The 23,679-nt window shown below is 40.9% G+C and carries 31 protein-coding genes and 8 pseudogenes; 31 read left to right on the top strand and 8 right to left on the bottom strand.

What is annotated here, in order from left to right; genetic code table 11:
• Positions 1-31 precede the first annotated feature (31 nt).
• The 5 genes from G4D76_RS15820 to G4D76_RS04880 are packed head-to-tail and all read left to right on the top strand — an operon-like array spanning position 32 to position 1,555.
• A complete protein-coding gene (locus G4D76_RS15820; protein ID WP_256440535.1) occupies positions 32-154 on the top strand; it encodes a pyroglutamyl-peptidase I family protein in 123 nt (40 codons plus the stop codon).
• Entirely contained in the window at positions 150-599 is a 450-nt protein-coding gene (locus G4D76_RS04890; RefSeq protein WP_371814654.1) for a pyroglutamyl-peptidase I, read from the top strand. Before G4D76_RS15820 ends, G4D76_RS04890 begins: the two co-directional genes overlap by 5 nt.
• A 9-nt stretch (positions 600-608) precedes the next feature.
• The gene (locus G4D76_RS04885; protein ID WP_371814588.1) at positions 609-1,088 is read left to right on the top strand and encodes a glucosamine-6-phosphate deaminase; all 480 of its coding nucleotides are present in this window, start codon (positions 609-611) and stop codon (positions 1,086-1,088) included.
• Positions 1,089-1,122: 34 nt separating this feature from the next.
• Entirely contained in the window at positions 1,123-1,323 is a 201-nt protein-coding gene (locus tag G4D76_RS16650; protein WP_371814586.1) for a 6-phosphogluconolactonase, read from the top strand.
• 52 nt (positions 1,324-1,375) lie between these two features.
• Positions 1,376-1,555, top strand: a complete 180-nt coding sequence (locus G4D76_RS04880; RefSeq protein WP_026858647.1) for a hypothetical protein — start codon at positions 1,376-1,378, stop codon at positions 1,553-1,555.
• 69 nt (positions 1,556-1,624) lie between these two features.
• Here the strand turns inward: G4D76_RS04880 and G4D76_RS04875 are convergent, their stop codons facing one another.
• The 4 genes and pseudogenes from G4D76_RS04875 to G4D76_RS04860 form a co-directional block, all read right to left on the bottom strand.
• Positions 1,625-1,984: a DUF6176 family protein gene (locus G4D76_RS04875; RefSeq protein WP_213810700.1), complete on the bottom strand. Its 360-nt coding sequence runs from the start codon at positions 1,982-1,984 to the stop codon at positions 1,625-1,627.
• Positions 1,985-2,046: 62 nt separating this feature from the next.
• On the bottom strand, positions 2,047-2,784 hold the full coding sequence (locus G4D76_RS04870; RefSeq protein ID WP_250130206.1) for an ABC transporter permease: 738 nt from the start codon (positions 2,782-2,784) through the stop codon (positions 2,047-2,049).
• Positions 2,785-2,834: 50 nt separating this feature from the next.
• Complete coding sequence (locus tag G4D76_RS04865; protein ID WP_213810699.1) at positions 2,835-3,395, bottom strand: ABC transporter permease family protein; 561 nt, start codon at positions 3,393-3,395, stop codon at positions 2,835-2,837.
• A pseudogene (locus G4D76_RS04860) lies at positions 3,388-4,284 on the bottom strand (ABC transporter ATP-binding protein). Before G4D76_RS04860 ends, G4D76_RS04865 begins: the two are co-directional and overlap by 8 nt.
• A 98-nt stretch (positions 4,285-4,382) precedes the next feature.
• Between G4D76_RS04860 and G4D76_RS04855 the strand changes: the two are divergent.
• From G4D76_RS04855 to G4D76_RS14675, 9 genes are all read left to right on the top strand, one after another.
• The gene (locus tag G4D76_RS04855) at positions 4,383-6,038 is read left to right on the top strand and encodes an ABC transporter ATP-binding protein (RefSeq protein WP_371814585.1); all 1,656 of its coding nucleotides are present in this window, start codon (positions 4,383-4,385) and stop codon (positions 6,036-6,038) included.
• 94 nt (positions 6,039-6,132) lie between these two features.
• The gene (locus tag G4D76_RS04850) at positions 6,133-6,681 is read left to right on the top strand and encodes a VanZ family protein (protein WP_026858652.1); all 549 of its coding nucleotides are present in this window, start codon (positions 6,133-6,135) and stop codon (positions 6,679-6,681) included.
• A 107-nt stretch (positions 6,682-6,788) separates the two neighbouring features.
• Entirely contained in the window at positions 6,789-7,079 is a 291-nt protein-coding gene (locus G4D76_RS04845) for a hypothetical protein (protein ID WP_213810698.1), read from the top strand.
• An 85-nt stretch (positions 7,080-7,164) separates the two neighbouring features.
• On the top strand, positions 7,165-7,449 hold the full coding sequence (locus G4D76_RS04840) for a hypothetical protein (protein WP_213810697.1): 285 nt from the start codon (positions 7,165-7,167) through the stop codon (positions 7,447-7,449).
• On the top strand, positions 7,418-8,095 hold the full coding sequence (locus G4D76_RS04835; RefSeq protein WP_213810696.1) for an ABC transporter substrate-binding protein: 678 nt from the start codon (positions 7,418-7,420) through the stop codon (positions 8,093-8,095). Before G4D76_RS04840 ends, G4D76_RS04835 begins: the two co-directional genes overlap by 32 nt.
• Before the next feature lies 1 nt (position 8,096).
• Positions 8,097-8,438 carry a hypothetical protein gene (locus tag G4D76_RS14685; protein WP_250130205.1) on the top strand — a complete coding sequence of 114 codons (342 nt, stop codon included), beginning with the start codon at positions 8,097-8,099 and terminating at the stop codon, positions 8,436-8,438.
• Between the two features lie 187 nt (positions 8,439-8,625).
• A complete protein-coding gene (locus tag G4D76_RS14680; RefSeq protein WP_250130204.1) occupies positions 8,626-8,958 on the top strand; it encodes a M23 family metallopeptidase in 333 nt (110 codons plus the stop codon).
• Position 8,959: 1 nt separating this feature from the next.
• A complete protein-coding gene (locus G4D76_RS04825; protein WP_250130203.1) occupies positions 8,960-9,835 on the top strand; it encodes a CapA family protein in 876 nt (291 codons plus the stop codon).
• A gap of 62 nt (positions 9,836-9,897) precedes the next feature.
• Complete coding sequence (locus G4D76_RS14675) at positions 9,898-10,074, top strand: hypothetical protein (protein WP_250130202.1); 177 nt, start codon at positions 9,898-9,900, stop codon at positions 10,072-10,074.
• Here G4D76_RS14675 and G4D76_RS04820 read toward each other — a convergent pair.
• Positions 10,071-10,253 carry a hypothetical protein gene (locus G4D76_RS04820; RefSeq protein WP_213810695.1) on the bottom strand — a complete coding sequence of 61 codons (183 nt, stop codon included), beginning with the start codon at positions 10,251-10,253 and terminating at the stop codon, positions 10,071-10,073. The two genes, G4D76_RS14675 and G4D76_RS04820, sit on opposite strands and share 4 nt — an antisense overlap.
• A gap of 79 nt (positions 10,254-10,332) precedes the next feature.
• Between G4D76_RS04820 and G4D76_RS14670 the strand changes: the two genes are divergently transcribed.
• The 6 genes and pseudogenes from G4D76_RS14670 to G4D76_RS04795 all read left to right on the top strand — a co-directional run bounded on the left by G4D76_RS14670 (position 10,333) and on the right by G4D76_RS04795 (position 12,763).
• Positions 10,333-10,491, top strand: a complete 159-nt coding sequence (locus G4D76_RS14670) for a thiamine-binding protein (RefSeq protein ID WP_250130201.1) — start codon at positions 10,333-10,335, stop codon at positions 10,489-10,491.
• Positions 10,488-10,634, top strand: coding sequence for a hypothetical protein (locus G4D76_RS14665; RefSeq protein WP_250130200.1), 147 nt, complete (start codon positions 10,488-10,490; stop codon positions 10,632-10,634). The genes G4D76_RS14670 and G4D76_RS14665 overlap by 4 nt, the downstream gene beginning before the upstream one ends.
• A 68-nt stretch (positions 10,635-10,702) precedes the next feature.
• Positions 10,703-11,029 carry a TIGR04104 family putative zinc finger protein gene (locus G4D76_RS04810; protein WP_026858659.1) on the top strand — a complete coding sequence of 109 codons (327 nt, stop codon included), beginning with the start codon at positions 10,703-10,705 and terminating at the stop codon, positions 11,027-11,029.
• A gap of 1 nt (position 11,030) precedes the next feature.
• Positions 11,031-12,137 carry an iron-containing alcohol dehydrogenase gene (locus tag G4D76_RS04805; protein WP_213810694.1) on the top strand — a complete coding sequence of 369 codons (1,107 nt, stop codon included), beginning with the start codon at positions 11,031-11,033 and terminating at the stop codon, positions 12,135-12,137.
• 19 nt (positions 12,138-12,156) lie between these two features.
• A pseudogene (locus tag G4D76_RS04800) lies at positions 12,157-12,577 on the top strand ((deoxy)nucleoside triphosphate pyrophosphohydrolase).
• A 12-nt stretch (positions 12,578-12,589) separates the two neighbouring features.
• Positions 12,590-12,763, top strand: a complete 174-nt coding sequence (locus tag G4D76_RS04795) for a hypothetical protein (protein ID WP_213811067.1) — start codon at positions 12,590-12,592, stop codon at positions 12,761-12,763.
• Between the two features lie 33 nt (positions 12,764-12,796).
• On the opposite strand, the gene G4D76_RS04790 is transcribed toward G4D76_RS04795, so the two are convergent.
• Positions 12,797-13,738 carry a metal ABC transporter solute-binding protein, Zn/Mn family gene (locus G4D76_RS04790; RefSeq protein ID WP_213810693.1) on the bottom strand — a complete coding sequence of 314 codons (942 nt, stop codon included), beginning with the start codon at positions 13,736-13,738 and terminating at the stop codon, positions 12,797-12,799.
• Between the two features lie 241 nt (positions 13,739-13,979).
• Here G4D76_RS04790 and rpmG point away from each other — a divergent pair, with 241 nt between their 5' ends.
• Both rpmG and G4D76_RS04780 read left to right on the top strand, forming a co-directional pair.
• Positions 13,980-14,129, top strand: coding sequence for a 50S ribosomal protein L33 (gene rpmG, locus G4D76_RS04785; RefSeq protein WP_035785093.1), 150 nt, complete (start codon positions 13,980-13,982; stop codon positions 14,127-14,129).
• A 108-nt stretch (positions 14,130-14,237) separates the two neighbouring features.
• Entirely contained in the window at positions 14,238-15,110 is an 873-nt protein-coding gene (locus G4D76_RS04780) for a bifunctional 5,10-methylenetetrahydrofolate dehydrogenase/5,10-methenyltetrahydrofolate cyclohydrolase (RefSeq protein WP_213810692.1), read from the top strand.
• Positions 15,111-15,119: 9 nt separating this feature from the next.
• Here the strand turns inward: G4D76_RS04780 and G4D76_RS04775 are convergent, their stop codons facing one another.
• Positions 15,120-15,506, bottom strand: coding sequence for a YolD-like family protein (locus G4D76_RS04775; RefSeq protein ID WP_026858664.1), 387 nt, complete (start codon positions 15,504-15,506; stop codon positions 15,120-15,122).
• 114 nt (positions 15,507-15,620) lie between these two features.
• On the opposite strand from G4D76_RS04775, the gene G4D76_RS04770 reads away from it, so the two are divergent.
• The 3 genes from G4D76_RS04770 to G4D76_RS04760 all read left to right on the top strand — a co-directional run bounded on the left by G4D76_RS04770 (position 15,621) and on the right by G4D76_RS04760 (position 17,070).
• Positions 15,621-15,905 carry a hypothetical protein gene (locus G4D76_RS04770; protein WP_026858665.1) on the top strand — a complete coding sequence of 95 codons (285 nt, stop codon included), beginning with the start codon at positions 15,621-15,623 and terminating at the stop codon, positions 15,903-15,905.
• Positions 15,906-16,096: 191 nt separating this feature from the next.
• Positions 16,097-16,330: a hypothetical protein gene (locus G4D76_RS04765; protein WP_213810691.1), complete on the top strand. Its 234-nt coding sequence runs from the start codon at positions 16,097-16,099 to the stop codon at positions 16,328-16,330.
• 11 nt (positions 16,331-16,341) lie between these two features.
• Positions 16,342-17,070, top strand: a complete 729-nt coding sequence (locus tag G4D76_RS04760; protein ID WP_213810690.1) for a nuclease-related domain-containing protein — start codon at positions 16,342-16,344, stop codon at positions 17,068-17,070.
• A gap of 310 nt (positions 17,071-17,380) precedes the next feature.
• Here G4D76_RS04760 and G4D76_RS04755 read toward each other — a convergent pair.
• Positions 17,381-18,306: pseudogene (locus G4D76_RS04755) on the bottom strand (manganese-dependent inorganic pyrophosphatase).
• A 185-nt stretch (positions 18,307-18,491) separates the two neighbouring features.
• Between G4D76_RS04755 and G4D76_RS04750 the strand changes: the two are divergent.
• The 6 genes and pseudogenes from G4D76_RS04750 to G4D76_RS04725 all read left to right on the top strand — a co-directional run bounded on the left by G4D76_RS04750 (position 18,492) and on the right by G4D76_RS04725 (position 23,583).
• Positions 18,492-19,941: pseudogene (locus tag G4D76_RS04750) on the top strand (nicotinate phosphoribosyltransferase).
• A gap of 6 nt (positions 19,942-19,947) precedes the next feature.
• Positions 19,948-20,764: pseudogene (gene nadE, locus G4D76_RS04745) on the top strand (ammonia-dependent NAD(+) synthetase).
• Between the two features lie 26 nt (positions 20,765-20,790).
• Positions 20,791-21,444 (top strand): annotated as a pseudogene (locus tag G4D76_RS04740) (DUF2179 domain-containing protein).
• Positions 21,407-21,619, top strand: coding sequence for an NETI motif-containing protein (locus G4D76_RS04735; protein ID WP_213810689.1), 213 nt, complete (start codon positions 21,407-21,409; stop codon positions 21,617-21,619). Before G4D76_RS04740 ends, G4D76_RS04735 begins: the two are co-directional and overlap by 38 nt.
• A pseudogene (gene purB, locus G4D76_RS04730) lies at positions 21,616-22,907 on the top strand (adenylosuccinate lyase). The gene G4D76_RS04735 and the pseudogene purB overlap by 4 nt, the downstream one beginning before the upstream one ends.
• Positions 22,907-23,583: pseudogene (locus G4D76_RS04725) on the top strand (D-alanyl-D-alanine carboxypeptidase family protein). Before purB ends, G4D76_RS04725 begins: the two co-directional pseudogenes overlap by 1 nt.
• The last annotated feature ends 96 nt before the right edge of the window (positions 23,584-23,679 follow it).

Raw genomic sequence — 23,679 nt, 5'->3', positions numbered from 1 at the left:
AACATTACTATTAACTGGCTATGAACCGTTTTTGAAATTTAAAACAAATCCGACACAGTCTGCCGTGGAAAGTTTAGAAGGCAAAGTAATCGGAGATTATAAAATCATCGGCAGGGTTTATCCTGTAGCGTTTAAAGAAAAATACATTAATTGAACAGGATATTGAAACTGTAGAGCCTGACGCAGTTGTTTCTTTAGGACTTGCAAGCGGCATTTCAAGTATTCATCTTGAACGTATTGCGATTAATACAATTGACGGGCGTGAAGATAATACTGGTTTTAAACCGAATGGCGAGAGGATTCATGAAAATGGCGCAGATGGTTTATTTTCAAAATTACCGTTAAAGCAGCTTGAAACAGCGTTATTGAATGAGAGTATTCCTGTAAATATTTCAAATTCAGCTGGTACTTACTTATGCAATAATTTAATGTACAGCGAATTGTATTATTTAGAGCAGAAACAGCTGAATATTCCGGCAGGTTTTGTACATGTGCCGCCGAGTCATGAAATCGGTATTGCACAGCGTGTGCCGAGCTGGCCTCAGGAAGATATTACCCGCGCAGTTCATATTATTATTGAAAACCTGCAGTCAAATTAGGAGGACATTATGGATTTAGTAAAAGTTAGCAATTACGAGGAAATGAGCAAGAAGGCATCGGATATTTTATTTGATGTTAAAGAAAATGACAAACCAGTAATCGGTCTGGCAACAGGTTCAACACCTGAAGGGACTTATGAAAAACTGGTCAAAAAATTAAACAGCAGCGATATTGATCAAAATAATATCACTACATTTAACCTTGATGAATATGTTGGACTCGATAAAAACCACGAGCAGAGCTATTCATATTATATGCATGAGAATTTCTTTAATCATGTCTCGATTCCACAGGAGAATATCCATTTATTAAATGGTAAGGCTGAAAATGCGGAAACTGAAGTTAAAGCTTATGAAGAGGCTATCGATGAGTCGGGTCTTGATGTACAGTTATTAGGTATCGGGCGCAATGGTCATATTGCATTTAACGAACCAGGTACACCTTTTGATTCTGTAACGCATATCGTAGATTTAACACCAAACTATTGAAGATAATTCACGTTTCTTTGATGAACTTGGCGATGTGCCATCTAAAGCATTTACTATGGGCTTAAACTCAATTATGAAAGCTGAAAAAATTGTCATTCTCGTTTACGGTGAAAATAAAAAAGAAGCGCTCGACGCACTGTTAAGCGGCGAAGTTACTGAAGACAATCCAGCTTCTGTTTTAAACAATCACAAGGACGTTACAATTATTGCAGATACTGCTGCGATTGGTGAATAAATTTAAATTATGAGATAATACTTCTAATACATATGTGTTAGGAGTATTTTTTATGAATGAATATAAACAGAAAATGATATATACAGGCGCGATGCTGGTAATATTTTTAATTATCGCGAACACGATGGTGGAAGTGAACTGGTTTCTGCAGGTAATCGCAGTAATTTTCGCAGGCTATTATATTCTTTACAGCGTAAAATCGCTAAGGGATGAACAGAAAGATAAAAATTAAAATAACGGCACTGAATTCTAAAATTAGATTTCAGTGCCGTTTTTATGCGTTTTCAGCTTTATTTATAATTTAAACTTCTTCTGCCGCTTCTTCAATCTGCTTTTTGATTCGCTGCGGAATCATCACAACTTCTGTTTTAAGATTTTTTGGACGGTAGGTGACATCGATACATTTGTGGAAAAAATCAAGGTGTTTAGTATCAATGCACTTCTCAGTTTCCGAATTGGAATCACCGTCATCTGCCTGAATAGAATACCAGTAAAGATAATCTCGATTCCCCATCGTGTCTCTCATGATTGTTTCTACAAACATTTTTTCGCCATCAAGTGTAAGAAGGGCATCGTTCATATGTTCATTCAGGAATTCCATCCATTGATCGACAAGTTCTTTATCTTTTTTCACCCTAAATCGTGTTAACTCTACTTGCATATTCAGGACTCCTTTGTTTTTCGTCTACATCATGATACAACATTAAAATGGTTTGTCAATGACTATTTAAAATCTTTTTTGAATGTAAAATAAGAGCATAATTTAAAATTAAATAGAAATTTATTTTTAAATATTTTACTGCACAAAAATACATTTTTTAAATAAAAAACCCCCTTCATTTTTAAGGTGAAGGGGATGATTATGAACAGCTTATTTCTTATTCTTTTAAGATTTTTAATAATACCGCTCTCTGTCGACAGTACACTTCTCTTATAGACGAAGCCTGCGAGCAAGAGAGTAATAATAATTGTTGCAGTCATAATCGCGATACCGATCAGCATCGGTGTATGACCTGTATCGTTAACGAGCAGGCGCAGCGGCATAACGAATGGTGTGAAGAATGGGAAGTAACTTGTAATCGTCACTGCAATATTATCTGCAAATGACATTCCGCCGAGCGCGATAAAGTACCCGATCATGCTGAGGAATGTTACCGGCATAAGTCCCTGCTGCAGATCTTCCATCCGGTTAATAAATGAACCGAGCATCGCTGCAACAGACAGATAAAGAATTAATCCGAGAATGACATAGATAATACAGTAAATGACTATTTTCAATGTCTGGTCATTAGTCTCGAGGCCGAACTGCTCGAGCAGGGCAGTCGTATCAGAAAAATAAAATGCGATCAGACCGCCTGCGGTAATTAAGCCAACTTGTATAACACTGACAGAAATCATGGCGAACACTTTTGCCATTAAATGCTGCGTCGGACGAATGCTCGATACAATCATTTCTATCACACGTGAAGATTTCTCATTCGCAATTTCCGTCGCAATCTGACTTGCATAGTTCAGAATATAATGAACATCAGAATTACCGAGAAGTAGAAAACAATCATATTTAATACATTAGTATCATCGGCACCGGCTGCTTCAAACTCTCCTGAATCATCGCCCGCAGCTACTAAGAATTCAACTGGAACCTCCTCGTACACCTGTGCAATTTCTTCTTGACTCAGTTCGAGCGACTGCAGCACATAGGCGCGGTTTGTCTCGTTTAAGGCAAGCTGTATGTTCTGCTCCTGGGATGTTGAAATCTCTTCATCCATACGCATTTCAGCTTCGAGCGGCTCGGTATTCACAACTTCAAGCGTTGCATTGCCGTCTGCTTCGACGAGTTCAATCGTTTCATCATAAGACTGCAGTGTCGGTTCGAAGACTGACAGGAAAGACTCATCGGCGTCAACCTGAAGCATCAGCGCGTCATCTTCAGAATCGAACAGGCCGATAATTTTATCGAGGTTAAACGCGATAAACATTCCTGCAATAATAATCAGTGTTGTAACTAAAAATGATTTGGCTTTTAATTTCGAGAAAAAAGTGAGATTAAATGTCGTCATAAATTTATTCATAATCACGACCTACTTTCGCGATAAAGATATCATTTAACGATGGCTCATTGACTTGGAATCGTTTAAAGTAGCCGATATCAGTAATACGGTTATAAATATCTTCCGCATATTTTTCTTCGGCAATTTTAATGACTGATTTATTTCTTATCTGTTTCATTTCAAAACTCCCGGCATATCTTTAACGAACGAAATATCATGTTCACCTTCGATAATTATTTCTTTTTGGCCGAAGTCTTTTTTAATCTGGTCGATATTGCCGCTGACTATCTGTTTGCCGCGGTCGAGTATGCATAATTTCTTCGCATAGCTCTTCAACATGTTCCATACGGTGGGTACTGAAAATAGTGGAGCCCTGGGCATTCAACTCTTTTACCGCATCTTTCAGCATTTCAACATTAATGGGATCGAGTCCGCTGAACGGCTCATCGAGAATGATCAGCTCGGGGTTATGTATTATAGAAGCGATCAGCTGGATTTTCTGCTGGTTCCCTTTAGACAGTTTTTCAATTTTTTTAAATTTGTTTTCGGTTACTTTAAAACGTTCAAGCCAGTAATCCAGTGCTTTATTAGCTTCTTTTTTTGACATTCCTTTTAACTCGGCTAAATAAAGGACTTGTTCTGATACTTTTAATTTTGGGTGCAGTCCGCGTTCTTCGGGCAAGTAGCCGATTTTATCCGTCATATGATATCCGATAGTCTCACCATTATATAAAATGGTGCCTGACGTCGGTGTGAGCAGTTTTAAAATCATACGGAACGTTGTCGTCTTCCCGGCACCGTTACCGCCGAGAAAACCGTACATGCTTCCTGCCGGCACATTGATGTTAATTGAATCCACAGCTGTTTGTTCTCCGAATACTTTTGTAATATTCGTAATTTCCAGAGTCATAATATTCCCCCTTAACTTTGTTAAATTAAGTTTACCATAATGCTTAAACAGACAAAAATCGTTATAATGTAAGTTGGGTTTATGAGAGGGGCGGAAATTTGAATAATAATGAAGAAAAAGCATCATTCAAAAAGTTTATTAATTTAATAAAAAGTACCAATGTGAAAAAAGGGTTATTCTATACAGGTGTTCTGCTGACGCTGATAGGCACCATCGGTTCGTTAATCGTTCCGCTTCTGACACAGATGTTTATCGACGGCTTCAATACTGACCTGATTACAGCACCTCTTGTCGTTTTAATTATCGGTGTATTTTTAGGGAGCGCAGTCATCGACGGCATATCGTACTACATGCTCGCTAAAATAGGGCAGACCGTCGTCCGGAGTTTACGCGAAATGGTCTGGGAGAAGTTCCTTAAACTGCCGGTGAGCTATTTCGATAAAACTAAAAGCGGTGAGTCAGTCAGCCGTGTCGTTAACGATACGAGCATTATTCAGAATCTGATTACGAGTCATTTTCCGCAATTAATCAGCGGGATTTTAAGTGTTGCGGGCTCGGTCATTATCTTGTTTTTCCTCGACTGGAAACTGACGTTAATCATGTTCGTCTCACTGCCAATTTCGATTGCGGTTATTATGCCGCTCGGCAGCCGTATGCAGAAAATATCGAAAAAGCTCCAGGATGAGACAGCTGTTTTTACCGGCTCTATACAGGAAACATTGAGTGAAATCCGGTTAATGAAATCATTTAATGCAGAAAGCTACGAACAGGAAAAAGGCATCCGTGGTATTAACCAGCTGTATAAATACGGTATGAAAGAAGCGGTCATTAACGCATTGCTGTCACCGATTATGTATACGATTATGATGTTTGTGATTATACTCGTTATCGGCTACGGCGGACTCAGAGTGGCTGACGGCACAATGACTATCGGTACACTTGTTGCTTTCTTGCTGTATTTATTCCAGATTATTATGCCGATGACCATGTTTGCGATGTTCTTTACAGAGTATAATAAGGCACTTGGTGCAACGGGAAGAATTATCGGCATACTGGATATGGAAGATGAAAAACCCGGGAATATGGACAGTGCGGAATTATCATATAAGACGCTTCGCTTCAATGATGTGTCTTTTGGATATGACGATACTCCTGTGCTTGAAAACATTTCGTTTGCCGCGAATAACAATCAAAAAATTGCATTTGTCGGTCCAAGCGGCAGCGGGAAATCTACAATATTTTCTCTTATTGAACGTTATTATTCTGTATGGAACGGTGAGATTACAATAGATAATATTAATATTGAAGACGTTCCGCTCGGGGACTACCGAAGCGGTATCGGCTATGTTGCACAGGAAAGTGCAATCGTGTCCGGAACAATCAGGGAAAATATTACGTACGGACTGAAGACCGGTCAATATAATGACGAAGATATAGACCGGGCGGTGAAACAGTCTTACACGAGCGAGTTTATTAACGAGCTGCCTGCAGGACTGGAGACGGAAGTCGGCGAACGCGGTGTGAAACTGTCCGGCGGACAGCGTCAGCGTATCGGTATTGCCCGTGCATTTTTACGCAATCCGAAAATTCTAATGCTGGATGAGGCAACTGCAAGCCTCGACTCACAGTCGGAAAAATATGTCGGGGAAGCATTGAATGAACTGATGGCCGGCAGAACTGTACTCGTTATCGCACATCGTTTGTCGACGATTGTGAATTCGGATAAATATACTTTATCGACAGCGGACACCTGACAGGTGAGGGCACGCATGAAGAACTAGCATCTCACGAGATGTATAAAGCATTTACAGAACAGCAATTTGGAGAAGATTAGAGGCAGTATATTTTATGGGTATTTTATTTGAAGCATTTCAGCCGGTGATTCCGATATTTGTAATGATTTTTATGCTGATTACAGTCGTTACGCTGATGATTAATATAAAACACGGATATCATCTGGATTCCATTTCTAAAAAGATTAAATATTTATCGGTCATCGGTTTGACGATGAGTCTGGTCGGTATCTCCCTCGTGACGCTGATGCCGACTTCAAATGACAGTGATATCGTCCAGCTGACACCTTTTGAAAGCATTAAAGATTTGTGGTATTTTGCGACGACAGAGGCACTGATTAACAGTGTGCTGATGAATATTGTTCTGTTTATTCCCGCAGCGTTCTTTCTGTATATTATTATTAGGAAAGAACTGCTCACGACAATTTTATGTATGCTGCTGTCGGTGTTTATCGAAACAACACAGTATCTTCTGCCGATTGGCAGAATTACGAGCATCGATGATATTATTTTAAATTCCATTGGCGGAATTGCCGGAGTTATACTCGGTGTTATATTTTTAAAGTTTAAAGATGTTTATTATGTGCTCTTTGGTGGTAAGTAGTAAAGAACATATAAAAAAGGGATGTTGTCTATGTACAACAAATTAAAACACATAGAGGGCGTTAATTTATTGCCAAAAAAGTAGTAGGACCGGCGCTGGTAGGGTCAGTGGAGTATTTTGATGGGGAGAAAAGTACATACCACGGATCATTAGTTGCGACGACTCACAGATTGTTTCTGAATCTTGAAGATAATGATTTAGTCTGCGTAGAAGAAATCAGTTTTGAGAACATTACACGGGTGACGGTTGAAGAACTGCTGCTGGTTGGGCATATTCTTCATATATGGCAGGACGACAAGCTGCTGATCAGCATTAAGAGTATTTCTGAAGGGAAGCTGGATAAGTTTCTGGAATTTTTTATAAAACAAAGCACAGCATCAAGCAGATACTGTAAATAAAGAAGCATTTGCTTAAACGAAAAGCCGGGTATCCCCCGGCTTTTTTTATGTGTATAATGGCGGTATCAATAGTGAAGGTGACGAGATGAAACTAAAATTTATGATGCTGCTGACAGCAGTACTGATACTGACCGGCTGTTCAAGCTTTAGAGAAATTGATGTATCAGATGACGGCGAAGTAAGAAGAATTACGACAGAAGATACAAATGAGATTGATATTCCTGTCAGTCCAAAAAATATTGTGCTGTTCCGCTCGATTGACCCGGGAAACGCGTCTCTATTGGGATTTAATGTAAGCGGTGTTAACGAAGGACTGGAAAATAACAGTACAATTGAAGATGCCCTACGGCAAAGAAGTGACGTATCTTGAGCCGGGAGATCTTGAATCGCTTAAAGAAATTAATCCGGACTTAATCGTTACATACTCTCCGGATGAGTATTTTGAAGAATATCAGGAAATAGCACCGTCAATCAGGATTACTTATTCTTCAGGTATTATGAGTCCGTTTAGCCCGCGTGTGTATTTAACGCAGCTGTATTATTTAGGGGTTATATTAAATAAAGAGGATGAAGCGAACAAAATCGGCGATGAGTGGGAAGCTGAGACAACGGTCTTAAAAAGAGGTCTCACTGAACAGGTGGACGAGAAGAAAGCACTCGTTGCTGTAGAGAATGAGGATCGCTATCTGCTTTACAATGAATATATGAGCTACGGTACTGAAGCAGTTTACGATGTACTCGGATTCCAAATGGACGAGGCAGCTAAAGATGTTCAAGATAGTTTGTTCGATTTAAAACAGCCTGAAGATTTCGGGGCATTTGAAGCGGATTATATGTTCGTCAATGTTGAAAATCCGAATGATGATAATATTCGGAATGAATTTTCGGAAGCGCTCGGTATACCTCTAGAGAATGTTATTTTATTAAACAGCGATGATTATATTACAAATGATTTAATATCAATAAAAAATCAGACGGAGTATATTGTCGATAAAGTAAATGAGGCAGGTGAATGAAATGTCAGCAATTTATCCGGAAGAACTTGGATTTTATTTTAATCAGGAAAAATTTGAAGAGATATACTTTCAGACTGTAAAAGGATATCAGGACGTGATTCCCTTGAACCAGTTTAAAAAAGAAGCGGCAGCTTTTCATGAAGGCACCGGGGATTTTAAATTGTTTAAACACAATCAGCTGGAGCCGGGCGTAAAGCGCTACAGCTATGTGGATAATCAGACTATGCGCATGATAACCGCTGCATTTTCAAACGAGCGGGATATCGTGGGGCTGCAGTTCGGCATGCTGGAAAAATTTAATACCGATTATATTTATACAGAAAAAGTATGTACTGCCTTTTAGAACAGAGTGGTTTGTACTATGGGGCGGCAGCAATAACTTTTGGAATTACCACTATCCGCACGAGTCGCAGCGCTATGCTTATGATTTTATCGTCAAAAAAGACGGCAGACCGTACGAGGGCAGTGGAGAACGTTTAAACGACCATTACGGTTACGGTGAAGCGGTCACAGCACCAGGCACTGGAACAGTGGTTAAAGTATATGACGGCGTGGCTGATAATGCACCGTTCTCGATGAATATGGAACAGCCGGAAGGTAATGCGATTGTAATTAAGCACGGGGAAGCTGAATATTCCCTGCTTGCCCATCTAAAAGAAGGTTCGATATTAGTGTCAGAAGGAAGCGAAGTGCGTCCCGGTGATCTTATCGCGGCATGCGGCAACAGCGGGGCAAGCGATACACCGCATCTGCACTTTCATGTAATGGATGCGCCAATACCTGAAAAAGGACTGTCGATTCGAATTAGATTTGCAGAATTAAATTTTGAACCAAAACAGGGAGATACTTTACGGGGTGAATAATATGAAGATAATTTTGTCAGTATTGTTATTTTTAAATATTTTCTCAGGTTCTGATGATGAACCGCTTGAAGCGCATGCAAAAGAATTTAACCATATTGATAAGGAGCAGTTCTACGATAACCTGAGTCAGTATCTGGACAGTTCATTTACTTTTGCTGCAACGGGAGACATTTTAATTCACGATTATTTATATGAAGATGTGAGGACAGAAGAAGGATACGATTTCACGTCGCGTGTTGAAAGTGTTGCGCCTTACCTGCAGCAGCAGGATCTCGTATTTATGAATCAGGAAACCCCAATCGGCGGTGAAGAACTTGGTTTAAGCGGCTATCCGACGTTTAATGCACCGGAAGAGGTTGCAGATTTACTGAGTTACTTTGATGCGGATATTGTGAACTTTGCAAATAACCACACGCTCGACCGCAGTGCAGAAGGTGTGCTTGCAACAGCTGAAAACTTAACTGAACGCGGTATTGATTACGTTGGAGCAAACGTCAGCCAGGAAGATATGGAGCGCGACAGAATATTTACGGTGAACGGGATTGATGTCGGTTTCTTAGCATATACATATGGAACGAACGGTATTCCGGTGCCTGAAGGGCAGGAATACTTAGTGAATATAATCGATATGCCGAGAATTTTATCGGATATTGAAGCGCTGAGAGAGAAAGTGGATGTGCTGATTGTCAGTTATCATCAGGGTGTGGAGTACGATGATTTCCCGCGTGAAGAACATGTACCTGAATACCGTACGATGGCAGAAGCGGGTGCTGATATTATTGTAGGCTCACATCCGCACACACTGCAGCCGATTGAACATTATGAAAGACGAGACGGTTCTGAAGCCGTTATCGCATTTCGATGTCGAACTTCTTAAGTGCGCAGCAGTCATTGAATACGCGCCTCCGGTATTTTGGAAGTAAATGTTGAACTCCGGCGGTGGAAACTGACATCGGAGCGGTGCGCTTTATGCCGACATACGTCGACAGCAATGAGTACGAAGATTTTTATCTTCATCCTTTAGCCGATATGGGAATGGATGATGTGTACGGTGATGTCGAAGAGCATATGACATCATACAGTGATCAGGTCGACTTCGTACCGTACTTAGATTAATAATCTTCAGGCTCTTCTTTTTTAATAATTGACATAATCGATGCAGCACCGAGAACGAGCAGCAGGATGATTAGCGGAATATTCCATGAAGGACTCAGAAAATCCTGTGAGAAATAATAAATTGCACCCAATGCAATAACGATTAATATGATATTTAACCCTTTACTGATTTTAAACATAACTGTCACCTCAAAATGTTTGTTTTCTTTAATTTATAGTATCATAATGGTAGCAGAAAGTATTTGAGGAGAGATTTAAATGAACTATTTGATGAGTATTCAGGTTTTACCGTACCATCCGGGCGACGCTAAATTGTATTCGCATACGACAGGTGCAATTGAACTGATTGAGAGCTGCGGTTTAACGCATTTTGTCGGCCCGCAGGAAACGACAGTTGAGGGCAGTCTGGATGAATGAACTTAGTTAAAAAGATTAATGCCCATTTATCAAACGAAGGCTGCGAGCATGTAACGACGAATATTAAACTCGTACAGTCAAAAGAAGAAAACAGCATTAAAGATCTTTTACAAGATTACTATGAATTTGAAGATGATGAGTAGGAAGAGCAAATACGCTCTTCTTTTTTGTTATAATTATGCTAAGAAAAAATTAAAAGCAAGGTGATGTCATGGGAGAGTGTCCGTACTGCAAACATCAATGGACATACAAGGAAAAAGTGCTCGGCTATGCGCTTAAACCGCGGACGCGAATTAAGTGTCCAAACTGTAAAGAATATTTGGAACCGTCCACATTATCGATAATATATGACTATATTGCGATACTCAGTGTGGCATTGTTTATCTTTATATTAATTCCGATTATGAGCTGGCCGGTAGTGCCGTCACTATTAATCAGTTTTATTATGTTTCTGCTGTATTTACTTTTATTCCAGCCGCTGACGGTACGTTTTAAACGATATGATTACAATATAAAAGATAAACCAAGGGGGAAATAATTTGTTTACTTTTAATAATCCAACAGCAGTGCATTTCGGTGCGGGAATGCTGCAGACGATAGATACAGTTTTAGAAGAGTACGGTTATCAGTCGTATGTTGTCATTGCATCAAACTCACAGGTGAAAAACGGTATTGCTGAACTGCTGAAATCGCTGCTGCCGGGTCAAATCAAGGCAGTTGTATCAAATATTGAAGAAAATCCGACTGTCGGCAACGTCGATGATATTATCAATGCTGCAATTGAACATGATGCTGATGCGCTGATTGCAGTAGGAGGCGGCTCAACGATGGATGCTGCGAAAGCGGCAGCTGCTGCAGTCGTTAAAAATGTCGATGCGAGAACGATTATTCAGGATAAAAACATTACTGAAGCACTGCCGATTATCGCACTGCCTTCAACGAGCGGGTCAGCTTCTGAAGTGACACCATTCAGTGTAATAAGCGATAAGGAACAAGGAATTAAAACGTCGATTAACGGTAAAGTTCTTTATCCTAAAATTGCACTTGTCGATCCCGAGCTTACATATACATGTCCGCCGGCTGTGACAGCAATTTCAGGTATCGATGTAATCTGTCATGCGCTGGACTCAATCGGTTCAGTGAATAATAATCCGATTTCTGACGGACTGGCAGTGACAGCACTGAAGCTTGCATTTGATAATCTGGAGCTTGCTTATAACGAGGGCACAAACGCTGAAGCACGTTCTAATATGGCGCTTGCGAGCACGACTGCAGGTATCGGCTTCAGCCAGACTGCAACGAGCGGTTCTCACGCGATGAGCTACTATTTAACTTCGGAATTTGGTATTCCTCACGCTGAAGCTTGTGCTTTCAGTCTGGATCAATGGATTCTCTGCAATGCGAAAGTGGACCCGAGACTCGATAAAGTGAGTGTTCAGCTTGGTTTTGAAAACACTGAAGCGTTAGCGAAGGAACTAAACGGCTTGAAAAAACGTCTTGGTCTCTGCATGACATTTGAGGAACTCGGCATCGACCGTAAACATATTCCGGAGATTGCACGCCGGACAATGGCAGCAGGGAATTATAAAAATAATCTGGCGCAATTATCCGAAGATGAAATTATCCGGATGCTGGAAACGAAGTAAACAGACGGAGGATTTAATTATGTCGAAGGAAAAAATACGCGTCGTCGGTGCAGTAATAGAAGACGATAATAATATTATTGTGTGCACAACGGCCTGAAGGTAAAAACTTAGCATTAAAATGGGAATTTCCCGGCGGAAAAATAGAAGCTGATGAAACACCTGTTGAGGCTTTAAAGCGTGAACTGATTGAAGAAATGACTCTCGATATCAGTATCGGTGAAAAAATTACGACGACAGAATATGAATACGATTTTGGCATTGTTGAACTGACGACATACTATGCTAAAATACTTGCGGGTGAAATTCAGCTGCTTGAACATATTCAAATGAAGTGGATAAATCCTTTGGAAATTGAAAAATTAGACTGGGCACCTGCAGATATTCCCGCAATTGAGATTATAAAACAAAAAGTGGGAATAGAGTATAGAAGTGTTAATTAAGGGGGGATCGCTGTGGATCTTATTAAGGGATTATTAGGATTATTATTTAAAACGTTCGTAGTCTTATTTGCATTAACTGCTGTAGCAGCAGTCGTATTAGCATTATACTTAAAAAAGATGTGGATGAAATCCGCGAGTTTACGGAAAATATTAAACACGATTTATATCGCGGTAAAGAGTAAATAAAAAACTTCTGAGAATATTCTCTCAGAAGTTTTTTTATTTGCTGTTGAGTGCTTTATCGAGTGTTTCGATATTTTTTTTCATCATCGACTGGTAAGTCGAATCTTCAGGATCCTCTGTCGACAGCGACTCCAGATTATTGAAGTAGAGCGGTTCAGTATTCGTTTCCTCGCGGATGACATCTGTAACAGATGATGAAACATTAGGCTCATAAAGAATATAAGGAATATTTTGTGCTTCAATATTTTCGATAATCTCGGTCAGTTCCTGCTGTGACGGTTCCTGGTTGGACAGTCCGCTGATGCCGATCTGATGGAAACCGTACTGATGTGCTAAATATCCGATGGATTCATGAGAAATATAAACATCAGTATTAACCGGATTTTCTGTAACGGCAAGGAGCTGTTCATCTATTTCTTCGATATCACTTTTCAGTACTTCAAAGTTTTCGTTATACATATCGGCTGATTCAGGATTATGTTCAGCCAGTGAATTTTTAACTGCCTCTGCCATTTCTATAGCCAGATCCGGACTGAGCCAGATGTGGGGATCCATACTGCCGTGACCGTGGTCGTGAGCCTCTTCATCTTCACCGTGGTCATGCTCATGAGCGTGCTGGCTGTCGAGGAAAGCACCGGTGTCAATGTCAGCTGCTGTTTCAACAATCTCAGTGTCGCCGTTTATCGTGTCGGCAATACTTGCTGCGACCGGGTCGAGCTCGTTCGATGTCGTCATAAATAAATCACCGTCTGAGTAAGACATCATCTCTTTTTGAGTCGGTTCATAAGAGTGCATATCAACACCGGGCGGATAAATTGATTCTACATTAACAGTATCGCCGGCTATCTGTTCAACGAAGCTGGTTAACGGAAAGACTGTCGTATATATAGTTAATTCACTGTCGCTTGTGCTGTTATCTTCATTGCTGCATGCGGTAAGTATTAATAATAAAAGTAAAACGGGGAACAGTTTTTTCATAGGGGATCCTCTCTTTATCGTAATCATTACGATTTAAAATTATATAGGAATATGCTGCAATGTGCAACTGTATATTTAAGAAATAAGAAAGACTTGAAATTTTTTCGTTCTGCTAGTAAAATAGATAAGGTGATTTATAAAATATATACCAATCATCTACCAAGTGGATGATCAACTGGCCAGTTGATTCGAGTATATTATCATTTAATATCGATTTAACTTAACGAAGGAGGCGACAGAAATGAGAACAATCGTTACATTAGCTTGCACAGAATGCGGAGACCGCAACTACAGCACTAAGAAAAACAAAAGAAACAATCCAGAGCGTATCGAAATGATGAAATTCTGCCCTAGATTAAACAAGCACACTCTACACCGTGAAACTAAATAATTTCTTATCGCTATCATCTTCGGATGATAGCTTTTTTTTATATTTGATTTAGTTATGTTATAATTGTCGATGGGTAATTAACCAGAAAAAGTAAGGAGAGTGCTTTTAATGACAGTAGTTATGGACGGAAAAAAAGTAGCAGCACACTTATCTGAAGAAATTAAAAATGCTTTGGAAGTTTCTGAAGCTCACGGTATTAAACCAAAAGTTGCATTCGTCAGAATCGGCGACTTATCAGACTCGATTTCTTATGAAAATGCTGCAGTAAAACGTTTTGAAAAACTGGGTATGGACACAGCTCAATTTCATTTTCCGGAAGATGTATCGACAAAAGTATTTCTAACTAAATTCAGAGAAATAAACGAAGATTATTCAATTCACGGCATTCTGCTTCTGCAGCCGCTGCCAAAACATATCCCGATGAAACGTGTCGCGGAAATTATGAACTCGTTTAAAGACATAGACGGTATGAAAGCTTCGAACCTCGGCAAAGTGCTGACAAACGATCCTGACCGTCTGGAGCCGTGTACGCCGGCAGCAGTAATGAACATGCTCGATTTCTACGATATCGACTTAAAAGGTAAAAATGTTACAGTAGTCGGTGCAAGTGCAGTAGTTGGTAAACCATTGTCTCTGTTAATGATGAACAGAGAAGCTACGGTTACAACGTGTAACTTATACACTGAAAATCTTGTGGATAAATGTAAAGATGCAGACGTGATTGTCAGTGCAGCAGGTGCAATTAATCTGATTGATGAAGAACACGTTAAAGAAGGCGCAATTGTTGTTGATGTCGGTATTAACTTTACTGATGAAGGTAAAATGGTCGGCGATGTAAACTACGAAGCTGTTAAAGATAAAGCCTCGTTTATCACACCAGTCCCAGGCGGAATTGGCGCAATTACAACGACAGTTCTTGCATATCATTTAGTGAAAGCGACAGAGCACCAGAAAGAACCGGTATTATTCTTAGAAAAATAATATCAGCTGTCAGCTGGCAGATAATATATGAATATCCAATATATCGATAAACGGCACGAAGGTGAAATCTTCGGTCCCGTATATTTGACCAATGAGCATCATGCTCCATTGGTCTATTTTTATAATATGGAGAGAAAGACTGAAGCGGCTGCCATCGTAATAATAAGAAACTCTGACCGGAAGTTTTTCATCAGCAGCACGTTTTAAAGTATATTCAAGCTCGTCCAGCCGGTCATCAGATAATTCAGGACGTTTAATTTTCTTCTGATTATCCATCAGATTGCCGACATTTTCAAACTGCTCAGGCATCGTTGCAAAAGGCGCCCACTTCACCATGCCGCGACCTTCAGGAATATTTGAATGTAAATTTTCGGAAGGATTACCGCGATCATTCATAATAAACTCCTTCTTTCTTAACACTTAATAATCATTATACGAACATATGTTCTTTTTCAAGGCGGATATTTATGTTAAGTTATAGAGGATATAAAAAGCGAACGGGGAAATGAGATGAGAAAGAAAATAGTATGGGGCATTATTACGGCAATTGTACTTGCTGTTCTGGTACTTCCATTAGTAGATAAAACAAGCGGTACAACACGGGTTATTGTCGATCATACAAGCGGCGTAATAGTTGCTCCGGTATGTTATGATCAGGCGGATTTAACGAACTGGATAGATGAAATGTCATTCAGCAATGCACTGAACGAACTGCAATATAAAGTGAGAGATGACTGTTCAAAGAAACATTTGCAGGAAGGCAAAACGAGCGTACTCATGAGAATATTCGAATAGATAAATAAAACCGAGGCCGATATGGTTTCGGTTTTTTTGTTGAGTTGGAATAAAATGTTAAAAACAGAGAGGTTCGTGTAATAAGTAAACCAGTTTTGCTATTTTTGTGTTTAAGTAACTTTTTTAAAAGGAAATCGCTGTTTTCCCGTATATATAGGGTAGAAGGATCTTTTTAAAAAGGAGGAAAATGAATGTATTTAAATGACAGAAATGCAACGGCAGAACTTTTACATTACAGAGCATTGAGCAGGAGGGAGGTTTTAAGTGCTGAGGATGCGAGAAAATTGAAGATATACGAAAATGGGTTTCTGGGAGAATGTCTATACGATAAATTGTTCGACGAAACCGGCCACGATAATTTATATATTTTTAGGGATGTTATCTTGCATCTGGGAAATCAGGCGCGCAGTATGACAGTATTATAATTGCGAATGACGTGATTGCGGTAAACGAAATTAAAAATTACAGCGGCGAGTATTATTATAAAAATGGCAGATTCATTAAGAATAATGAAGTTGTTCCGGACAATCCATTTACACAGGTTGACCGGGCAGTCGGGAAACTGTACCGGATTTTCAGGAACGCTAAAATTACTGTTGATATTAAGGGGAAAGTGATTTTTCCAAACGATGACTTCAAATTGTATTCAGAAGATAATTCAATATGGAAAAATATCGTCATCCGTATGGACTTGAAAAAATACTTCCGGCAGTTTAAAGAAAGTTATAATACGGAGAAAGCTGAGGGACTGGTCTCGTTAATTCGTGAGCATATTACAGAGAATCCGTATTTTAATGGAAGTTCGAATGCTGAGCGGGTTAGCACTGGATTGTACTGCGGGAACTGCGGAGGTTTTAATCTGATAAAAACCCGTTACCATCGCCAGTGTGTGAGCTGCGGAATGAAAGAATCCAATGAAACCCATATGCTTAGGGTGATGAGTGATTTTAAATACTTATTTTACGGTGAAGGAATGACGAGGAAGTCAGTACTTGAGCTGATAGGAAATGAATTCGATAAAAAAGTAGTTTATCGTGCATTTTTGAAATACTGTGATGTGCATAAGAAAGGAAATCAGACGTATTATACATTTAAGTATCATGATTTTGATGATGCATATAAACAGACCAAAAAAAATATGAAGCATAGAGATTATTTAACGTGAAATCGGTGGCGGACCCCGTCACGGACCTCATGAAGGGATCCGCGCGCCTTTGGACCCCGTCACGAACCTTATGAAGGGATCCGCGCGCCTTTGGACCCCGTCACGAACCTCATGAAGGGATCCGCGCGCCTTTGGACCCCGTCACGAACCTCATGAAGGGATCCGCGCGCCTTCGGACCCCGTCACGAATCTCATGAAGGGATCCGCGCGCCTTCGGACCCCGTCACGAACCTCATGAAGGAACCCGCGCGCCCTGCTTCCCCAAAAACAACAGAAAACCCGCCAATCCGGCGGGTTTCCACAATATATTCTATAAATCAGCTAGTGCTTTTGTAATGTTAGGAACGACTTGCTTCTTGCGGGAGACCACACCCTCTAAGATTGCTGTGTTCTGATCGAGAGCAACGTCGAATGCGCGTTCTACAGATGAGAATTCAGGCCCTAAAGCAAGTACTTTAGAGTTGGAGTTCAGAATGTCTGTCACAATCAGTGTAAACAGGTCGTAGCCGTCTTTTTCGATTCGTTATTAATCGCAATTTCGATTTCTTCGCGGCGTGCGAATACTTCGTCTACGTCAACGACGTTAACTTGTGCGATTCGCACACTTTTTTCGCCGATATCGAATGTTTTAGCATCTCCTGTAATTAACTGAGCAGCTGTTTTATCAGAAGTTGATGCGCCTGCTTTCAGCATTTCAAGGCCGTACGCTTCCAGGTCAACGCCTGCGATGTCTTTAAGTTCAGCTGCTGCATCGATATCTTCTTCTGTCGTTGTCGGAGATTTGAATAATAATGTGTCCGAGATAATCGCAGAGAGCATCAGTCCGGCAGATTCTTTTGAGATTGTTAAGTTATTTTCTTTGTAAATTTTGTTCAGGATTGTTGCTGTACAGCCGACGGGTTCAGCACGGTAGTAGAGCGGTCCTTCTGTTTCAAAGTTTGCGATTCTGTGGTGATCGAATACTTTCGTCACTGTCGCATTTTCAATACCGAGAGCGGATTGCTGTTTTTCATTGTGGTCGACTAAAATAACTTCGTCGCCGGCGCCGACTTCATTTAGTAAAGCAGGTGCCTCCACACCGAAGTGTTCAAGTGCATATGCAGTTTCACTGCTTATTTCACCTAGGCGGTACGGTACTGCATCGTTGCCGAGCTGAGTTTCAATATCAGCAGCTACAAGTGCTGATGTGACTGTATCTGTATCAGGATTTTGATGACCGAATATTTTTTGTGTCATTACTGTCTGTCTCCTTTTTCTTTGTACTAAAATTATATATGATTACATTTTAACATTACTGCTTTTATCTATCTATATCTTAGTTTTTAAAATCACCGGATAATAGTGTATTCAAAACGTTCATACAATAAGTTTATATGATAAAATTAAAGCAAATATATTGTTAATGCACAGGAGATGGATGTATGTACCAGTATAAGGATGACAGCTTCATGCTGCACACGGATTTATATCAGATCAACATGGCAAAAACTTACTATGAGCAGGGTATACATGAACGTCAGACAATTTTTGATTTATATTTCAGGAAAATGCCTTTTGAAAACGGCTATGCTGTTTTTGCGGGCTTAACGCGTATTATTGATTATTTGGAGAAACTCCATTTCTCAGACAGCGATATCGAATATTTAAGCGCGCTCGGCTACAGCGATGACTTTTTAAATTACTTAAAAACAATTCACTTTACGGGAACGGTCCGTTCAATGGCTGAAGGAGAAACGGTATTTAATAATGAACCGCTTGTCCAAATTGAAGCGACACTCGTTGAGGCTCAGCTGATTGAAACGGCACTGCTCAATATCGTGAACTTTCAGACGCTTATCGCAACGAAAGCGAGCCGCATCAGACAATTGGTGCCTAACGACAACTTAATGGAATTCGGCACGCGCCGTGCACACGAGTTCGATGCTGCTTTATGGGGCGCACGCGCTGCAGTTATCGGCGGTTTCGACGGCACGAGCAACGTCAGAGCGGCGAAATTGTTCGGCTTAAAACCGAGCGGGACGCACGCTCACGCAATGGTGCAGGCTTACGGCAACGACTATGATGCGTTTAAAGCTTACGCTGAAACGCATTCGGACTGCGTATTTTTAGTCGATACATTCGACACATTAAAATCAGGTATTCCGACTGCGATTAAAGTAGCGGATGAATTCGGTGATAAAATTAATTTCAAAGGTATCAGAATAGATTCAGGGGATATTGCCTATTTAACGAAGCAGGCCCGCAAAATGCTTGACGCTGCAGGTTACGAGGAGACACAGATTATCGTCTCAAATGATCTCGACGAAGTGACGATATTATCATTAATGTCGCAGGGGGCTAAAGTTGACGGCTGGGGAATCGGTACGAAACTGATTACAGCTTATGACAACCCGGCACTCGGTGCGGTCTATAAACTTGCTGCGATTCAAAATGAAACAGGCGAATGGCAGAACCGCATGAAAATTTCAGGAAATGTTGAAAAAACGACGACACCCCAAGAAGAAAGTTTACCGTATCATAAATAAGGAATCAGGAATGTCAGAGGGAGATTATATTACACTTCATGATGAAGTCATCGATACTGACAAACCGCTCTTGATGTTCCATCCGGTGCATCCGATGAAACGGAAATTGGTTAAATCGTTTGAACCTGTTGAACTGCTGCATGATGTGTTCGTCGACGGCAAGGCTGTTTACAGTTCACCGTCAGTCGATGAGATGCAGAAGAACTGCCGACAGAGCCTCGATACAATTTGGGAAGAAACGAAACGTTTCTTAAATCCCCAGGAATATCCGGTGGATTTATCGACTGAATTATGGAATGTCAAAAATGAACTCATAGAAGAACTTTCAAATAATATATTGGAGTGATTTTATATGGATAAATTGCAACAGCACATAGTAGATGAACTGCACGTGAAACCGGAAATCGACCCGGCAGCAGAAACGCGTGAAATTATCGATTTTCTAAAAGATTATGTTAAAAAAATGATTTTATTAAAGTTTTGTCCTCGGTATTTCGGGCGGGCAGGACTCGACGCTGCTCGGTAAAATTGCACAGCTTGCTGTCGATGAATTGAACGAAGAAGGGCACAGCATTAAATTTTACGGCGTGCGCCTGCCTTACGGACAACAGCGCGACGAAGACGATGCGCGTGATGCAATGGAATTTATCGGCCCGAGCGTTGAAACGACAGTCAATATTAAACCGGCGGTTGATGCCGGCGTTAAGGCGCTGTCAGACAGCGGTTATGAGTTAAGCGACTTTGTCGAAGGCAACGAAAAAGCACGCGAACGCATGAAAGTCCAGTACGCTATCGCTGCCCATACCGGCGGAATTGTTCTCGGTACAGATCATGCAGCTGAAGCACTGACCGGTTTTTATACGAAGCACGGTGACGGAGCAGTAGACCTTGCACCGCTGACAGGATTGAACAAACGCCAGGGACGGGAGATTATGAAGTATCTTGGAGCGTCAGCTCATCTGTATGAAAAAATCCCCACGGCTGATTTGGAAGATGATAAACCGCTGTTAAGTGATGAAGAAGCACTCGGTGTTACTTATGAGCATATCGATGACTTTTTAGAAGGAAAATCAGTTCCGGATGAAGCATATAACAGAATCAAAACTTTATATTATCAGTCACAGCACAAACGCGATTTACCTTATAATCGCTACAATTTACCAATTTAATTAAAGAAAGAAGGCAGGATTAGATTATGCTTCAAGCAATTTCAGACAGTCCCATGCTGATGATATTAGTTATATTTGTTATTAATATTATCTACGTTACATTCTTAACCATGCGGACAATAATGACGTTAAAAGGATACCGTTTTGTCGCGGCTGCCTTCAGTATTTTAGAGACATTTGTTTACGTTATCGGGCTCGGCCTGGTGTTAGACAATCTGGACAAACCGTTAAATATCGTCGCTTATGCGCTCGGTTTTGGAGTCGGTATATTAGTCGGAACAAAAGAAGAAAAAGCTGGCGCTCGGCTATACTGTAGTTAATGTGACAACAGCGAAAAAAGATATGATCTGCCGAATGACCTGCGCAATTTAGGTTACGGCGTCACGCACGGACATCAGTATGGGCGTGATGGACAGCGTACGGTAATGCAAATATTAACGCCGAGAAAATATGAGCGCAAACTGATCGAGACGATAAAAGAACTTGATGACAGAGCGTTTATCATTTCTCACGAACCGAAAAATATACACGGCGGTTTCTGGACAAAAGGACTCAGCAGACGCAAGATGAGCAATTACGAACCGGAAAATGTTGAAGAAGTGCTTGAGGAAGTATACGAAGCACAGGAGCAGGGTGACGTTGATGGCAGAGCACAAAAAACCGAAAAAAAAGAAATTTAAAGTAGAAGAAGGCCAGGCGCTGTCAGATGTACTGACAGCGATGAAAGCCGAGGGCTATCAGCCGGTAAGAAGATTTGAGCAGCCCGTTTTTAAAGAGGAAAACGGTGAAATTACTGTATCGCATCAGGAAATTATGTTTGAAGGCAAATTAATGAATGAGGATGAGCCAAAATGATCAGTAGATATTCAAGAGAAGAAATGACAAAGATTTGGACAGAGGAAAACAGATTTGATGCGTGGCTGGAAGTTGAAATACTGGCATCGGAAGCATGGGCGGAACTTGGGATAATTCCTAAAGATGAAGTTAAAAATATTCGTCCGAATGCGCGCATTGATGTGGACCGCATTAAAGAGATTGAGGCGGAAACGCGCCACGATGTCGTTGCATTTACACGCCAGATTTCAGAAACTTTAGGTGAAGAAAAGAAATGGGTTCACTACGGACTGACGTCAACTGACGTTGTGGATACTGCCCAGAGCTACATATTGAAACAGGCGAACGAAATTATCGAGCAGGATCTTAATAACTTTATCGAAATTTTAGCTGATAAAGCGCGCGAACATAAACATACATGATGGGACGTACACACGGTGTTCATGCTGAACCGACATCTTTCGGTATAAAAATGGCTTTATGGCACCAGGAAATGACACGTAATCTTAAGCGTTTTAAAGACGTCCGTGAAGAAATTGAAGTTGGTAAAATGAGCGGAGCAGTCGGCACGTTTGCCAATATCCCGCCGGAAGTTGAAGAGTACGTATGTAAACATTTAGGTCTGACTCCCGCACCTGTTTCGACACAGACACTGCAGCGTGACCGTCATGCTCACTATGTTGCGGTACTTGCACTGATTGCAACATCTGTTGAGAAATTTGCAGTGGAAATCAGACATCTGCAAAAAACAGAAACACGCGAAGCTGAAGAAGCGTTTGCCAAAGGCCAGAAAGGTTCAAGTGCAATGCCGCACAAACGTAACCCGATCGGCAGTGAAAATGTTACAGGCATCGCACGCGTTATCCGCGGTTATGTTTCAACAGCATATGAAAACGTTCCGCTGTGGCACGAACGTGATATTTCGCATTCATCTGCGGAGAGAATTATGCTGCCTGACGTGACGATTGCACTGAACTACATGTTAAACCGTTTCGGTCGAATCATGAAAAATCTAACGGTATTCCCTGAAAATATGAAGGCGAATATCGACAAAACTTTCGGTCTTGTATACTCTCAGCAGGTGATGCTTACATTAATCGATAAAGGACTTTCACGCGAGGAAGCTTATGATTTAGTCCAGCCGAAAGCAATGGAGTCATGGGAAACAAGAGTGCCTTTACGTGAGCTTGCAGGAAAAGACACACGGATTCAGGAAGTTCTGACAACAGAGGAACTCGATGAGTGCTTTAACGAGAATCATCACCTGAGCCGTGTAGATACTATATTTAAACGTGCAGGACTGGAATAATGAAAGCATCAAAGCTGATTATCGCAGCACTCACCGCATCTGTTCTTACGGCCTGCAGCAGTGAAACTCCGGAGGAAATAGAAGCTGTCGGCTTTACGAAAAGCTATGAACCGCTGACGTTCAGTGATCTCGACGTACCGGTGAATGTTGAAGTCATCGACGGTATTACATATGCTGACGGTGTACTGATTGTGAATAAAGAAATACCGCTGCCGGCAGATTATAATCCGGAAATGCAGACTGAAGTTATCGATGCTTATACGGCATTGTTTGAAGATGGTGCGGAGCAGGGGTTAAATTTTGAACTGGTGAGCGGCTTCAGGAGCTACGACTATCAGGAGGATTGTATAACAACTATGTCGCACAGGACGGTAAGGAAGCAGCCGACAGATACAGCGCGGAGCCTGGTCATTCCGAACATCAGACGGGCCTCGCGATAGACGTCGGTTCATACGACAGTGCAGTATTGCTGCAGACGTCATTTGAATATACTCCTGAATTCCAGTGGCTGAAAGATGTCGCGCATGAATACGGATTTATTATCCGTTACATGAAGGGCAAGGAAGATATTACCGGCTATATGTACGAACCGTGGCATTTAAGATATGTCGGGGACAAGGCGCCGGCTATATACGAAAGTGGATTGACGCTTGAAGAATACTTTGAACTGGATTAAATAAATATATAATATTTAACCCGTACGCCAGCTTTCCCGGAGGCATCTGCTTGAGCCTGTAGTCTCAAGCAGGAGCTATTCCCCCGAAGAGCCTGA

Origin of the sequence: Jeotgalicoccus sp. WY2 (assembly GCF_018437745.1) — a bacterium.
Lineage (GTDB): Bacteria > Bacillota > Bacilli > Staphylococcales > Salinicoccaceae > Jeotgalicoccus > Jeotgalicoccus psychrophilus.
The sequence above is the reverse complement of the archived record's forward strand: the minus strand, read 5'-3'. Positions and strand labels throughout refer to the sequence as shown.

What these genes read in the sequence shown, in the direction of transcription:
- G4D76_RS04885 (WP_371814588.1), top strand. Translation starts at nt 609, where the DNA reads ATGGATTTAGTAAAAGTTAGCAATTACGAGGAAATGAGCAAGAAGGCA.
- G4D76_RS04880 (WP_026858647.1), top strand. Translation starts at nt 1,376, where the DNA reads ATGAATGAATATAAACAGAAAATGATATATACAGGCGCGATGCTGGTA.
- G4D76_RS04875 (WP_213810700.1), bottom strand. Translation starts at nt 1,984, where the DNA reads ATGCAAGTAGAGTTAACACGATTTAGGGTGAAAAAAGATAAAGAACTT.
- G4D76_RS04865 (WP_213810699.1), bottom strand. Translation starts at nt 3,395, where the DNA reads ATGAATAAATTTATGACGACATTTAATCTCACTTTTTTCTCGAAATTA.
- G4D76_RS04850 (WP_026858652.1), top strand. Translation starts at nt 6,133, where the DNA reads ATGGGTATTTTATTTGAAGCATTTCAGCCGGTGATTCCGATATTTGTA.
- G4D76_RS04840 (WP_213810697.1), top strand. Translation starts at nt 7,165, where the DNA reads ATGAAACTAAAATTTATGATGCTGCTGACAGCAGTACTGATACTGACC.
- G4D76_RS04835 (WP_213810696.1), top strand. Translation starts at nt 7,418, where the DNA reads ATGCCCTACGGCAAAGAAGTGACGTATCTTGAGCCGGGAGATCTTGAA.
- G4D76_RS14685 (WP_250130205.1), top strand. Translation starts at nt 8,097, where the DNA reads ATGTCAGCAATTTATCCGGAAGAACTTGGATTTTATTTTAATCAGGAA.
- G4D76_RS04825 (WP_250130203.1), top strand. Translation starts at nt 8,960, where the DNA reads ATGAAGATAATTTTGTCAGTATTGTTATTTTTAAATATTTTCTCAGGT.
- G4D76_RS04820 (WP_213810695.1), bottom strand. Translation starts at nt 10,253, where the DNA reads ATGTTTAAAATCAGTAAAGGGTTAAATATCATATTAATCGTTATTGCA.
- G4D76_RS14670 (WP_250130201.1), top strand. Translation starts at nt 10,333, where the DNA reads ATGAACTATTTGATGAGTATTCAGGTTTTACCGTACCATCCGGGCGAC.
- G4D76_RS14665 (WP_250130200.1), top strand. Translation starts at nt 10,488, where the DNA reads ATGAACTTAGTTAAAAAGATTAATGCCCATTTATCAAACGAAGGCTGC.
- G4D76_RS04810 (WP_026858659.1), top strand. Translation starts at nt 10,703, where the DNA reads ATGGGAGAGTGTCCGTACTGCAAACATCAATGGACATACAAGGAAAAA.
- G4D76_RS04790 (WP_213810693.1), bottom strand. Translation starts at nt 13,738, where the DNA reads ATGAAAAAACTGTTCCCCGTTTTACTTTTATTATTAATACTTACCGCA.
- rpmG (WP_035785093.1), top strand. Translation starts at nt 13,980, where the DNA reads ATGAGAACAATCGTTACATTAGCTTGCACAGAATGCGGAGACCGCAAC.
- G4D76_RS04780 (WP_213810692.1), top strand. Translation starts at nt 14,238, where the DNA reads ATGACAGTAGTTATGGACGGAAAAAAAGTAGCAGCACACTTATCTGAA.
- G4D76_RS04775 (WP_026858664.1), bottom strand. Translation starts at nt 15,506, where the DNA reads ATGAATGATCGCGGTAATCCTTCCGAAAATTTACATTCAAATATTCCT.
- G4D76_RS04770 (WP_026858665.1), top strand. Translation starts at nt 15,621, where the DNA reads ATGAGAAAGAAAATAGTATGGGGCATTATTACGGCAATTGTACTTGCT.
- G4D76_RS04765 (WP_213810691.1), top strand. Translation starts at nt 16,097, where the DNA reads ATGTATTTAAATGACAGAAATGCAACGGCAGAACTTTTACATTACAGA.
- G4D76_RS04735 (WP_213810689.1), top strand. Translation starts at nt 21,407, where the DNA reads ATGGCAGAGCACAAAAAACCGAAAAAAAAGAAATTTAAAGTAGAAGAA.